Source organism: Amycolatopsis sp. EV170708-02-1, assembly GCF_022479115.1.
Lineage (GTDB): Bacteria > Actinomycetota > Actinomycetes > Mycobacteriales > Pseudonocardiaceae > Amycolatopsis.
Map to the genome: position 1 here is coordinate 9,371,119 of NZ_CP092497.1, position 11,857 is coordinate 9,382,975.

Here is an 11,857-nt window from a genome sequence, read left to right on the forward strand (position 1 = left end):
AAAGTCTCCCAACAATCATCAATGTGAGTGAACGAGAGCGCATCCGCAGGACGCGCGATGGCGGAGCGTAGGCGGAATCCGCATCGTCTGGGCCTTGCGTGCGGGATCGTTGATGCGGGCCAGCAACAGGCGCACCGCCTGTGTGCCTATCTCCTCGATCGGCTGGGCCATCGTGGTCAGCGGCGGATCGACCAGATCGGCCCATTCGACGTCGTCGTAGACCACCACCGGCAGGTCGACGCCCGCGCGCAGGCCGCGGCGCCGCAGCTCGTGCAGCACCCCGACCATCATGGTGTCGTTGGCGACCACGAGCGCCGTCGGCGGTTCCGGCAGCGCGAGCAGCGTGCTCAGCGCGAGCGCCCCACCGGCCTGCGAGGACTGCCCGCACGCGACCAGGTCCTCCGACCAGGTCAAACCCGAGCGTCCGAGCCCCAGGCGATAGCCGAGGATCCGCTCCTCGCTGGTGCTCAGCCCGGCCGTGCCGCTGATCATGCCGATCCGCTGATGTCCGAGCGACGCCAGATGCGCCGTCAGCGCCGACGTCGATTGGATGTTCTCCGCGCCGACCTGGTCGACGTCGGTGCGCGTGGAGAGCCGGTCGATGAGCACGGTCGGGACGTCGAGCGAGACGAGTTCGCCGATCACCGAACCGTCGCCCGGCGACGGCGTGATCAGCAGCCCGTCGACCCGGCGCGAACGCAGCGTCCGCACGGTCTCACGTTCGGTGTCGACGGTGTCGTGCGTGTCCGCGAGCAAGACCGTGTAGCCGGCCAGCGCGGCTTCGCGTTCGATCGCCTGGATCAAGACGGCGAAGTACGGGTTCGCGATCAGGGAGATCGCGACGCCGATCGACCTCGTCCCGCCGGTCACCAGCGAGCGGGCGATGGCGTCGCCGGTGTAGCCGGTCTGCTCGATGGCGCGCAGCACCGCCAGCTTGGTGTCCTCGGCCACCGCCCTCGTCCCGTTGACCACGTGGGACACGGTGGTGATCGAGACTCCCGCCAGCTCGGCGATGTCGCGTTGGGTGGGACGGGACGAGCGAGACGGCGGCATCAACGTTCCTCGGTGAAGTCAGCTGGCAAGCGTTTGCGCAAACGCTTGCGACTGAGCATAACCCTGTCTACCTTCCGGTCCATCACGGACAGCCTTGAATCGGAGGGCATCCCCTATGAGACAGCGCAGTCTCGCCGCGCTCGCGATGGTCGCCGCACTCGCGGTGACCTCGGCCGGGTGCACCGTCGAACGCCACTGGGGTGGCGGATCGAACGCGGGCGGCGGTGGCAAGGCCAAGGTCGGCCTGGTCACCAAAACCGACACCAATCCCTACTTCGTGGAGCTGAGAGCGGCCGCCAAGGCCGCCGCCGAGGCGAACGGCGCGGAGTTCAGCGCGCTCGCCGGCCAGTTCGACGGTGACAACGACGGCCAGGTCCGGGCCATCGAGAACCTCATGCAGCAGGGTGCGAACACCATCCTGATCACGCCGAGTTCCTCGACCGGCGTCCTCGACGCCATCGACCGCGCCCGCAAGGCCGGGGTGCTGGTCATCGCGCTCGACACGGCGACCGAACCGGACACCGCCGTCGACGCCACCTTCGCCACGGACAACTTCGAGGCTGGACGTCAGCAAGGCGCCTACGTGAAGGCGGCCTTGAACGGCAAGCAGCCGAAGCTGTTCATGGTGGACGGCACCGCAGGGTCCACAGTGGACACCCAGCGGCACACCGGGTTCCTCAAGGGCATCGGGCTCACCGACGCGTCGCCGGAGATCAAGGGCAAGACGCCCGCGAACGGCGACCAGAGCCTCGCGCAGCAGGGTGTGGAGAACCTGCTGCAGCGCACCACCGACATCAACGCCGTCTACACGATGAACGAGCCGATGGGCCGTGGCACGTACGCCGCGCTCCAGGCCCGCGGTCTGGTGAACCAGATCGTGATGGGCTCGATCGACGGTGGCTGCGAAGGCGTCAAGAACGTGCGCGACGGCCAGTACGCCGCGACGGTCATGCAGTTCCCCAAGAAGATGGCCGAGCAGGGCGTCCTCGCCGCCGTCGAATACGCCAAGACCGGGCAGAAGCCGAGCGGGTTCGTGAACACCGGTTCCGCGGTGATCACGGACAAGCCGATCCCCGGCGTGGAGAGCCAGGACACCAAGTGGGGCCTCGAGAACTGCTGGGGGACGAAGTGACTACCGCAACCCTCAAGAACAACGAGCGCCCGTCGATCGGTGAGTTCTTCCTGCGCGCGCCGGCGGTCGGGCCCGCGCTGGCCCTGCTCGTCGCGATCGTGGTGTTCTCGCTGTCGACGGACACCTTCCTCGACCTCGACAACCTTTCCCTTGTGGTGCAACAGTCCCTGGTGATCGGCACGCTCGCCCTCGGGCAGACGCTGATCATCCTGACCGCGGGGATCGACCTGGCCAACGCGGCCGCGATGGTGCTCGCGACGCTGATCATGGCGAAGCTCGTGGTCGGCGGCGTGTCCGGGATCTGGGCGCTGCTGCTGGGAATCGTGGCGACGGTGGTGATCGGGATGGTCACCGGTTCACTGGTCACCCGGATCAAACTGCCGCCGTTCATCGTCACGCTCGGCCTGCTCACCGTGCTCACCGCGGCCGCGAAACTGTTCGCGAGCGGGCAGGCCGTGCCGGTCGCCGACGAACTGCTCAAATGGCTCGGCACCCGCCGGTACCTGTTCGGCGGCATCCCGATCACCTACGGCATGACGCTGGCTTTGCTGATGTACCTGGGGCTTTGGTACGCGCTCACGCGGACGCCGTGGGGCAAGCACGTCTACGCGGTCGGCAACGCGCCGGAATCCGCGCGGCTGTCCGGGATCAAGGTCAACCGCACCATCCTTTCGGTGTACATCGTCGCCGGGGTGATCGTCGGGATCGCCGCCTGGCAGGCGCTCGGCCGCGTGCCGAACGCCGACCCGAACGCCTTCCAGCTCGGCAACCTCGACTCCATCACCGCGGTGGTGCTCGGCGGCGCGAGCCTGTTCGGCGGCCGGGGCTCGGTACTCGGCACGATGATGGGCGCGCTGGTCGTCGCGGTCCTGCGGTCCGGGCTGACCCAGCTCGGGGTGGACGCGCTCTACCAGGACGTCGCCACCGGCGCCCTGCTCATCGGCGCGGTCTGCGTCGACCGGTTCGCGAGGAGGCAGCAGTCATGACGACGCCCACGTTGTCCGCTCACGGACTGGTCAAACGCTACGGGCGGGTCACCGCCATCGACGGCGCCGACTTCGAACTGTTCCCCGGTGAAGTGCTCGCCGTCGTCGGCGACAACGGCGCCGGGAAGTCGAGCCTCATCAAAGCCCTTTCGGGCGCGGTGATCTCGGACTCCGGTGAGATCAAAGTGGACGGTCAGACCGTCCACTTCAAATCCCCTTTGGACGCCCGGCACTACGGGATCGAGACGGTGTACCAGGATCTCGCCGTCGCCCCCGCGCTCGACATCGCTTCGAACATGTTCCTGGGCCGGGAAAAGCGGCGCACGGACCTGTTCGGACAGCTGTTCCGGAAGCTGGACACCGCCACGATGCGGGCCGACGCGCAGCGGATCCTCGACGAGCTCGGCATCAACATCAAATCCATCACGCAGCCGGTGGAGACGTTGTCCGGCGGGCAGCGCCAAGGTGTCGCGGTCGCGCGGGCGGCGGCCTTCGGCACCAAGGCGGTGATCATGGACGAACCCACCGCCGCGCTCGGCGTCGCCGAGTCCGGCAAGGTGCTCGACCTGATCAACCGCATCCGCGAACGTGGCCTGCCGGTGGTGCTGATCAGCCACAACATGCCGCATGTGTTCGACATCGCCGACCGTATCCACGTGCACCGCCTCGGCAAGCGGGTCGCGGTCGTCTCGCCGAAGACGCACACTATGAACCAGGTCGTCGGCCTGCTCACGGGTGCGCTGAAGATCGGCGAGAACGGCGAGGTCGAAGAGGTGGCGTCGGCCGTCCACACGGGACTGTAGTGGTGAGAGTGCTGCTGGCGGGCCTGTGCACCGTCGACCAGATTCAGCGCGTCGCCGAGATCCCGGCGCCGGGCGAGAAGGTGCGTTCGCTGTCGATGGACGTCGCCGCCGGGGGGCCGGCGACGAACGCGGCGGTGACCGTGGCCGCGCTCGGCGCCGGGGCGAAGTTGCTGACGGTCGCCGGCGCGCACCCGCTGGCGGCGCTCGCCCGTGCCGACCTCGAAGCGCACGGCGTCGGCCTGGTCGACCTCGATCCCGAACGCCCCGATCCGCCCGCGATCAGCGCCATCGTCGTCCGCGACTCCGACGGGGAACGCACCGTCGTCTCGCGCAACGCCCACGCTTCCTCGCGTTTCGTCCTCTCGATGCGGTCCTTGCACGCGCAACTACCGCGTTCAGAGGACGAAATGCCCGGGTGCGTGCTGCTCGACGGGCACCATCCGGAGGTGGCGCTGGAGGTCGCGCGCTGGGCACGGGAGCGGAAGGTGCCCGTGGTGCTCGACGCAGGGAGCTGGAAGCCGGTCTTCCCCGAACTCCTCCCGCTCGTCGACATCGCCGCTTGCTCTTCGCTGTATCGCGGGGACGATCCGCGCGAGCACGGCGTGCCGGTGGTCATCACCACCGCCGGGCCCGAGCCGGTCCGCTGGTCGACGGCGGACGGATCCGGTGCAGTCCCCGTCCCCGTCACCCGGGCGCGTGACACGCTGGGCGCGGGCGACGTCTGGCACGGAGCTTTCGCGTACGCGGTCGCCAGGGGCACAGGGGATGTCCCGGGCTGGATCGGGTTCGCCAACGAGGTGGCCGCCGAACGGGTGCGGCATGAAGGACCGAGGTCGTGGACGGCCGCGGTCGCGAAGATGGGAGAAGGACAGCCATGAGTGCCATGCCTCCGGTGTTCGAGGACCTGTTGAGCAGGGCTCAGACGCTGGCGAAGCCGGGACAGCGCAGTGTGCTCGGCATCGTCGGCGCCCCCGCGTCCGGCAAGACGACACTGGCCTGGGGCCTGGCGAAGGCGCTGGGCACGAGGGCGGCCGTGGTCGGGATGGACGGGTTCCACCTGGCGCAGGTCGAACTGCAGCGGCTCGGGCGGGTGGAGCGCAAGGGCGCGCCGGACACCTTCGACGCCGCCGGGTACGTGCACCTGCTACGCAGGCTCGCCGAAGGCCGCGAGACGGTCTACGCGCCCGAGTTCCGCCGGGAGATCGAAGAGCCGATCGCCGGTGCCGTCGCGGTCACGCCGGACGTCCCGCTGGTCATCACCGAGGGCAACTACCTGCTCATGCAGGACGACCCGTGGAGTGGCGTGAAGCCGATCCTCGCCGAGTCGTGGTTCCTCGCGCCGGACGAACCCGAGCGCATCGAGCGGCTCGTTTCGCGGCACCGCCGCTACGGCCGTTCGCTGGTCGAAGCGCGTCGCCGCGCGCTCGGCTCCGACCAGCGCAACGCCGATCTGATCGCGTCCACCAGCGGCCGGGCCGACCTGGTCCTCGAGAACTTGCCGCTGGTTAACTTCGCCATATGAGTGGTGTTCTCGTCGTCACCGGCGGAAGCAAGGGCATCGGCGCGGCGGTCTGCGAACTGGCCGCCGCGCGCGGTTACGACGTCGTCGTCAACTACGCGGGTGACGCCGAAGCGGCCGAAGACGTCGCTTCGCGCGTCCGGAAGCACGGCGTCCAGGCGATCACCCAGCGCGGTGACGTCGCGTCCGAAACCGATGTGGTGGCCCTGTTCGACGCCGCCGTCGCGCTCGGCCCGCTCGCCGGGCTGGTCGCGAACGCGGCCATCACCGGCAACACCCCAGGCCGCTTCGACGAATACGAGGTCGACGTCGTCCGCCGCGTGGTCGACGTCAACGTCACGGGAGTCTTCCTGTGCGTCCGCGAGGGCATCCGCCGGATGTCCACCCGGTACGGCGGCGCGGGCGGCGCGATCGTGACGCTGTCCTCCACCGCCGCGCGGACCGGTTCGCCCGGTGAGTGGGTCCATTACGCGGGTACCAAGGCCGCGGTGGAAACGATGACCTACGGCGTCGCGCAAGAAGTGGCGAAAGAATCCATTCGGGTCAACGCGGTCGCGCCGGGCATGATCCACACCGGATTGCACGCCGCGGCGGGGATGCCCGACCGCATGGACCGGATCGCCCCCACCATCCCGATGGGACGGGCGGGTGAACCCGGCGAAGTCGCGGAAGCCGTGCTGTGGCTGCTTTCCCCGGCGGCGTCGTACACCACCGGGACGGTGCTGACCGTCGGCGGAGGGCGTTGACACCCGGGGCCACGGACCGGTCACGGGGTGATATCGGGTCCGCGTGCGGTTCAGCCACTTTTTAACACTGTTTCCCGGCGGATATCACGATTCATGTGGGAAGTCGGCGGATCACCTCGTGGCCCGAGGCGCCTGTGTCACCCTGGTGGCGCCCCCAAGCTTCTTGATCAGGACGGTCATCCCCGATGTCCAAGCTCATGTCTGTGCACCACCTGGCACTCACCGTGACCGATGTGGACCGGAGCGTGCCCTGGTACGCCCGTGTGCTCGAACTCGAGGAGTTCACGCGTCGCGAAGACCCGGAGACGGGACTGCGGAAGGTCGTGCTCAGGTCGCCGAGCGAAGGTTTCGCCGTGGTGCTCGTCGAGCACCAGGACACCGAGCGGCCGCGGTTCGACGAACGGCGGACAGGTCTGGACCACGTGGCGTTCAAGGTGTCTTCGCGGTCGGAGCTGGCCGAATGGGAAGCGCGGCTCTCGGAATACGGCGTCGTCTACTCGCCGTCGAAGGGATCGCGGACCTTGGAAGGCTCGTCGGTCATCGTGTTCCGCGACCCCGACGGGATCCAGCTGGAGATCTGGGCCGACCCCGAGGTTTAGGTCGTGCTCTGTTCGGGCTCTTCGGCGGGACGCCGCATCTCCTGGCGATAGCGGAGCACACCGTAGGCCGTGCCCACCACGAAGAACGCGACACTGATCCACAAGGCCGCGGTCTTGACCCACGGCAGCTGGTCCAGCAGGCCGGCGCCGTAGTAGCCGAGCAGCACCAAGGTCGGCACCCAGAGCAGCCCGCCGAGCGCGGTCGCGAGGGCGAACCGGCGCGGATCCATCCGCGCGGTCCCCGCGATGAGCGGCGCCAGCGTGCGGATCCACGGGATCCAGCGCGCGGCGACGATGGCGAAGAAGCCCTTGCGATCGAGGAACGCCCTGGCGCGGTCGAGGTTGTGCCGGTTCAGCACCTTGCCGCCGCGGCGGGCGATCAGTTTCGTGCCCGTGGTCCGGCCGATGTAATAGCCCACCTGGTTGCCGAGGATCGCGACGAGCAGCGCGGCGGCCGAGAGCAGCCACGCGTTCAGGTCGGAGCCGTGCTGCGCGAGGACGACTCCGGCCGCGAACAGCAGGGAGTCGCCGGGCAGGAACAGCCCGATGATCAGCGCGCACTCCACGAAGATGAAGCTCAGCACGATCACCCAGACGAGCACCGGCCCGGCGGTGTCGAGCCAGCTCACCCCGATGCTTGCGGCCTCGGTGTACACCTCACTCACGACGCGAGCCTACGTGTACTTCGCGAACCGCACTTCACCGAACGGTGGAATCGGGGTGTCAACGGTCCGGTCACCTGCGGCGAGAGTGGTGATTCGGGGCAGAGCCGACCTGTCTCGGCCGCCTGCTGCCGGGTGGTTTCGCGTGACTGGAGGGACGTCACGCGTGATCAGACGGACGACTCTCGGCGAAATCCGGGCATGAGCGTGTCGTCCCTCCAGTCACGCGTGTCGTCCGTCTGATCACGCGTGACGTCCGGCCGGCCATGCCAGGAACGGGCCGTTCCTCGCGAAATTCGCAAGGAACGGCCCGTTCATGGCGCTTGCGCCTAGTGTTCGACGAGTTCGTCGAGCGCCTGGTCGTAGCTGAGCCGGACATCGTGTTCGGCCTGGTCACCGCCCAGCAGCTCCACCCGGCTCGTCGCCGGCGGGTAGCCGCTGGCGATCACCGTGTAGGTCCCGGCGGGCAGGTCGCTGACCGTGTAGTTGCCCTCCGCGTCGGTCCTCGCCACGGCGGCGACGCCACCCGAGGAATCGAGCACGGTGATCCGCGCGTCCGGCACCACCCGGTCCCCGTCGGTGCGGGCGACCCCGCTCAGCAGGATCGTGCTGACCAGTTCGACGTCGTGGCGCAGCATCCCGGAGCCGGTGGCGGTCAGCGTCGCCGCGACCGGCCGGAACCAGCGGCCGCTGGCGACGATCGTGTACCGCCCGCCCACGATGCCGGTGAACGAGTAGACGCCGTTCTCGTTCGTGTGCGTCCTGGCCACCTGGTTGCCGTTGTGGTCGATCAGGGTCAGCGCCGCCCCCGCGACGTTGGTGGCGTCGTCCCGGCGGACGTGCCCGCTGATCTGTGCGGATCCCGCCCGATAGGCGCCGTTCCCGTTGGTCATCGCGTGCTTGCCCGGCTCGACGGGCGCGGTCACCACGGTCTTCTCGGAAGCCGTTTCGGCAGGCGCGTCTTCTTCTTCGAGGAGTGCTTCGCCGCCTTCGAGAGCCGAGGCCGCCGAAGGAGTCGAGCCGCCGAGCAGCGGGATCTCCTTCATGAACATCAGCACCAGCGTCGCCAGCAGCGCGACCGCGCCCGCCACGTAGAACACCGTGGTGATCGACTCGGTGAAGCCGATCAGCACCGGGGTCTTGATGGCCTCGGGCAGGCTCGCGATACCGCTCGTGTTCGACTGGATGTCGCCCAGAGCCGCGGCGCCGGGTCCGGTGGGCGCGTTGCCGCCGAACGCCTTGGTGATGTTGCCCGGCAGGACGTTGAACAGGATCGTCAGGAACACCGCGACACCCGCGGTGCCACCGATCTGCCGGAAGAACGTCGCCGACGCGGTCGAGACGCCCATGTCGCTGCGCGGGCCCGCGTTCTGCACCGCGATGATCAGCGTCTGCATGCAGGCACCGAGGCCGAGACCGATGATCGCGGCCGCGACCAGCGGGTGCCACAGCGCGCTGTTGTACTCGACCTGCGCGAAGAAGAACGCGCCCGCCGCGATCAGCAGCGTGCCGACGACCGGGAACACCTTGTAGCGGCCGGTCTTGCTGGTGATCTGGCCCGAGATGATCGAACCGCTCATGATGCCCGCCATCAGCGGGATCATCAGCAGGCCCGATTCGGTCGGCGAGAACTCCTGAACCACCTGCATGTACTGCGGGATCATCATGATCGCGCCGAACATCGCGACACCGACGATGATGCCGCCGACGATCGCGACCGTGAAGGTCGAGTTCTTGAACAGCCGCAACGGGATCAGCGCCGCGTCCTTCATCAGCTTCTCGATGAAGATGAAGGCGACCACGCCGATACCGCCGATGACGTAGCAGATGATCGCGTTCTGCGAGCCCCAGCCCCACTTGTTGCCCTGCTCGGCGACGATCAGGAACGGCACCACGGCGACGACGAGCGCGAGCCCGCCCCACCAGTCGATCTTGTGATCGTGGCGCTGGTGCGGCACGTTGAGCACGCGGGCCACCACGAACAGCGCGACGATCGCGATCGGCACGTTGATCAGGAACACCCAGCGCCAGCCGGCGATGTCGTAGCCGAAGACGCTGCCGAGCTTGTCGAAGTCGGCGAAGAAGCCGCCGAGCACCGGGCCGAGCACGGTGGAGATACCGAACACGGCGAGGAAGTAGCCCTGGTAGCGGGCGCGTTCCCGCGGCGGCACGATGTCGCCCATGATCGTCATCGCCAGCGACATCAGACCGCCGGCGCCGAGGCCCTGGATCGCGCGGAACGCGGCCAGCTCGTACATGGACGTCGCGAACGCCGAAGCGATCGAGCCGACCAGGAAGATCGAGATCGCCGCGATGTAGAACGGCTTGCGCCCGTAGATGTCGGACAGCTTGCCGTAGATCGGCGTGACGATCGTCGAGGTGATCAGGTAGGCCGTGGTGATCCAGGCCTGCAGGTCGAACCCGTTGAGGTCGTTGGCGATCCGGACGATCGAGGTGCCCACGATCGTCTGGTCGAGCGCGGCGAGGAACATGCCCGACATCAGGCCGATCAGGATCGTGACGATCTGACGGTGACTGAGCCGGGGACCATCTTCGTGGATGGCTGGCGGACTTTCTACGGTGGAACTCATTGCTTCAGGCCCCCTTGGCCTTCGACGCCGACGCGGGGTCGGCGAACGGTGGAGATGTTTTTTCGAGGTCGTCGTTCAGCCGGTGGAACAGCGAGTTGAGGGTTTTCCGGTCGTCGTCGGACCAGTCGCCGAGCACCTCGGCGAGCCACTGGTTCCGCTGCTTGCGGTTCTCCTCGAACACCCGGTGCCCTTCGGCGGTCGGTGCGAGCAGGCAGGCGCGGCCGTCTTCGGGGTCGGCCAGGCGTTCGACCAGTCCGTGCTGGACGAGGGAGCTCGACTGCCTGCTGATGGTCGAGATCTCGGAGTGCAGGAACTCGGCGAGTTTGCTGGTCCGCTGGGGGCCGACGTGGATGAGGCAGAAGAGGATCGCGTACGCGGCCCGCTCGATGCCGTCCGGCCCCTGCTTGGACACCTGGGACTTGGCCCGGTTGACCAGGCGAACGAGCCGCACGAGCTCGTGCCCGAGGGTGTCGGCCAGATCGAGGTCGGACTTCGACCTGGTGCCGGGTGTCGTGGGTGTCATGGTGGTCTCTCTCGCCGGTTGCTTGGTCACTGCAACTAGTTGTCTAGAGCAAGGATGTTCCTCTCAAAGGAGGTTCGCAAGAAGAAAGTGACGTTGTGTGTCCGATGACACTTTAGTTGCCGCATGCAAGCACATTTATTCGTGCATGTTTGTCCGGTTCGCCCTGAGCTGCACTTTTGCTTTGATGGAGTCATGACCGACTCCGCGCTCTACGCGATCCTCGCCGCCCGAAACTTCGGCACCCTCGCCACCATCAAACGGGACGGGCGGCCCCAGCTGTCGACCGTCAACTACCTGTACGACGCGGACGCCGGCGCGATCCTGATCTCGATCACCGCGCCCAGGGCCAAGACCAAGAACCTCCAGCGCGACCCGCGGGCGACGTTCCATGTTTCGACCGAGAGCGGCGACGGCTACGTCGTCGTCGAGGGGCCGGCGGTGCTCACGCCGACCGCCGCTTCGCGTGACGACGCGACCGTCGACGCGCTCGTGGACCACTACCGGCGGGCGCGGGGCGAGCATCCGGACTGGGACGAGTTCCGCGACGCCATGGTCGCCGACCAGCGGGTGTTGCTGACCATCCCGATCGAGCGCGTCTACGGGATCCAGATGTAGATCTCCCGCGTTTCGTCCTCTGAACGCGGTCCTTGCGCGTGCAACTACCGCATCCAGAGGACGAAACGCGTCAGCGGGCGATCCGGGCCTTGATCTCGTCGATCCGGTCGAGCAGGGGGCTCGCGTCGTCCCGGCCGAGCGCGGCACGCAGGTAGAGGCCGTCGCCCACCAGGATGACCAGTTCGGCGGTCAGCGGGTCGTCGACGTGCTCGCTGATCAGGTCGTGGACCTTCTGGTTGTAGACCTGCACGACCTCGGAGACCCGTGGCTCGTTGAGCATGATCCGGAGCGTCGCCATGGTCGTGCGGTGCAGTGCCTTGCGCTCGGTGACGTCGGTGATCGCCGTCCGCAGGTACCAGGAGACGACGCCTTCGGGCGCCTTCTGTGCCTCTTTGAGATCCGCCTCCGACAACGTGGCGAGACGTTCCATCAGGCCCTCGACCAGGGCTTCCTTGGAGCCGAAGTGGTAGAGAAGGCCGCCCTTCGACACCCCGGCGTGCGCGGCGACGGCGTCGAGGGTGACCCCGCCGGGGCCTTGCTCGATGAGGATCTCCTCGTACGAATCGAGGATGCGTTCCTTCGCGGTGGGCTTCGCCATATCAGTTGACTATACCGTCTGGACGGTTTA

General features: G+C 67.8%; 13 protein-coding genes. 8 read left to right on the plus strand and 5 right to left on the minus strand.

Going from position 1 to position 11,857, the window contains the following annotated elements:
* Positions 1-18: 18 nt before the first annotated feature.
* Positions 19-1,053, minus strand: a complete 1,035-nt coding sequence (locus MJQ72_RS43095; RefSeq protein ID WP_037334537.1) for a LacI family DNA-binding transcriptional regulator — start codon at positions 1,051-1,053, stop codon at positions 19-21.
* A 115-nt stretch (positions 1,054-1,168) separates the two neighbouring features.
* Between MJQ72_RS43095 and MJQ72_RS43100 the strand changes: the two genes are divergently transcribed.
* The 7 genes from MJQ72_RS43100 (at position 1,169) to MJQ72_RS43130 (ending at position 6,838) form a co-directional block, all read left to right on the plus strand.
* Positions 1,169-2,185: a substrate-binding domain-containing protein gene (locus tag MJQ72_RS43100; RefSeq protein ID WP_240596565.1), complete on the plus strand. Its 1,017-nt coding sequence runs from the start codon at positions 1,169-1,171 to the stop codon at positions 2,183-2,185.
* The gene (locus tag MJQ72_RS43105) at positions 2,182-3,171 is read left to right on the plus strand and encodes an ABC transporter permease (protein ID WP_240596566.1); all 990 of its coding nucleotides are present in this window, start codon (positions 2,182-2,184) and stop codon (positions 3,169-3,171) included. Before MJQ72_RS43100 ends, MJQ72_RS43105 begins: the two co-directional genes overlap by 4 nt.
* Positions 3,168-3,974 carry an ATP-binding cassette domain-containing protein gene (locus MJQ72_RS43110; RefSeq protein WP_240596568.1) on the plus strand — a complete coding sequence of 269 codons (807 nt, stop codon included), beginning with the start codon at positions 3,168-3,170 and terminating at the stop codon, positions 3,972-3,974. Before MJQ72_RS43105 ends, MJQ72_RS43110 begins: the two co-directional genes overlap by 4 nt.
* An 8-nt stretch (positions 3,975-3,982) precedes the next feature.
* Complete coding sequence (locus tag MJQ72_RS43115; protein ID WP_240601582.1) at positions 3,983-4,852, plus strand: PfkB family carbohydrate kinase; 870 nt, start codon at positions 3,983-3,985, stop codon at positions 4,850-4,852.
* Positions 4,849-5,496 (plus strand): nucleoside/nucleotide kinase family protein, encoded by a 648-nt coding sequence (locus tag MJQ72_RS43120; RefSeq protein ID WP_016338118.1) that lies wholly within the window; start codon positions 4,849-4,851, stop codon positions 5,494-5,496. The genes MJQ72_RS43115 and MJQ72_RS43120 overlap by 4 nt, the downstream gene beginning before the upstream one ends.
* Entirely contained in the window at positions 5,493-6,239 is a 747-nt protein-coding gene (locus MJQ72_RS43125) for an SDR family oxidoreductase (protein WP_240596570.1), read from the plus strand. Before MJQ72_RS43120 ends, MJQ72_RS43125 begins: the two co-directional genes overlap by 4 nt.
* A gap of 185 nt (positions 6,240-6,424) precedes the next feature.
* Complete coding sequence (locus MJQ72_RS43130; RefSeq protein ID WP_005160702.1) at positions 6,425-6,838, plus strand: VOC family protein; 414 nt, start codon at positions 6,425-6,427, stop codon at positions 6,836-6,838.
* Here the strand turns inward: MJQ72_RS43130 and MJQ72_RS43135 are convergent.
* The 3 genes from MJQ72_RS43135 to MJQ72_RS43145 all read right to left on the minus strand — a co-directional run bounded on the left by MJQ72_RS43135 (position 6,835) and on the right by MJQ72_RS43145 (position 10,614).
* On the minus strand, positions 6,835-7,503 hold the full coding sequence (locus tag MJQ72_RS43135; RefSeq protein WP_240596572.1) for a DedA family protein: 669 nt from the start codon (positions 7,501-7,503) through the stop codon (positions 6,835-6,837). The two genes, MJQ72_RS43130 and MJQ72_RS43135, sit on opposite strands and share 4 nt — an antisense overlap.
* 326 nt (positions 7,504-7,829) lie before the next feature.
* Positions 7,830-10,091: an MFS transporter gene (locus tag MJQ72_RS43140; protein WP_240596574.1), complete on the minus strand. Its 2,262-nt coding sequence runs from the start codon at positions 10,089-10,091 to the stop codon at positions 7,830-7,832.
* A 4-nt stretch (positions 10,092-10,095) separates the two neighbouring features.
* On the minus strand, positions 10,096-10,614 hold the full coding sequence (locus tag MJQ72_RS43145; protein WP_240596576.1) for a MarR family winged helix-turn-helix transcriptional regulator: 519 nt from the start codon (positions 10,612-10,614) through the stop codon (positions 10,096-10,098).
* A 192-nt stretch (positions 10,615-10,806) separates the two neighbouring features.
* On the opposite strand from MJQ72_RS43145, the gene MJQ72_RS43150 reads away from it, so the two are divergent.
* On the plus strand, positions 10,807-11,229 hold the full coding sequence (locus MJQ72_RS43150; RefSeq protein WP_192747130.1) for a PPOX class F420-dependent oxidoreductase: 423 nt from the start codon (positions 10,807-10,809) through the stop codon (positions 11,227-11,229).
* Between the two features lie 70 nt (positions 11,230-11,299).
* Here MJQ72_RS43150 and MJQ72_RS43155 read toward each other — a convergent pair whose 3' ends face one another.
* The gene (locus MJQ72_RS43155) at positions 11,300-11,827 is read right to left on the minus strand and encodes a TetR/AcrR family transcriptional regulator (RefSeq protein WP_240596578.1); all 528 of its coding nucleotides are present in this window, start codon (positions 11,825-11,827) and stop codon (positions 11,300-11,302) included.
* Positions 11,828-11,857: the final 30 nt, after the last annotated feature.

What these genes read in the sequence shown, in the direction of transcription:
- MJQ72_RS43095 (WP_037334537.1), bottom strand. Translation starts at nt 1,053, where the DNA reads ATGCCGCCGTCTCGCTCGTCCCGTCCCACCCAACGCGACATCGCCGAG.
- MJQ72_RS43100 (WP_240596565.1), top strand. Translation starts at nt 1,169, where the DNA reads ATGAGACAGCGCAGTCTCGCCGCGCTCGCGATGGTCGCCGCACTCGCG.
- MJQ72_RS43110 (WP_240596568.1), top strand. Translation starts at nt 3,168, where the DNA reads ATGACGACGCCCACGTTGTCCGCTCACGGACTGGTCAAACGCTACGGG.
- MJQ72_RS43120 (WP_016338118.1), top strand. Translation starts at nt 4,849, where the DNA reads ATGAGTGCCATGCCTCCGGTGTTCGAGGACCTGTTGAGCAGGGCTCAG.
- MJQ72_RS43125 (WP_240596570.1), top strand. Translation starts at nt 5,493, where the DNA reads ATGAGTGGTGTTCTCGTCGTCACCGGCGGAAGCAAGGGCATCGGCGCG.
- MJQ72_RS43130 (WP_005160702.1), top strand. Translation starts at nt 6,425, where the DNA reads ATGTCCAAGCTCATGTCTGTGCACCACCTGGCACTCACCGTGACCGAT.
- MJQ72_RS43140 (WP_240596574.1), bottom strand. Translation starts at nt 10,091, where the DNA reads ATGAGTTCCACCGTAGAAAGTCCGCCAGCCATCCACGAAGATGGTCCC.
- MJQ72_RS43145 (WP_240596576.1), bottom strand. Translation starts at nt 10,614, where the DNA reads ATGACACCCACGACACCCGGCACCAGGTCGAAGTCCGACCTCGATCTG.
- MJQ72_RS43150 (WP_192747130.1), top strand. Translation starts at nt 10,807, where the DNA reads ATGACCGACTCCGCGCTCTACGCGATCCTCGCCGCCCGAAACTTCGGC.
- MJQ72_RS43155 (WP_240596578.1), bottom strand. Translation starts at nt 11,827, where the DNA reads ATGGCGAAGCCCACCGCGAAGGAACGCATCCTCGATTCGTACGAGGAG.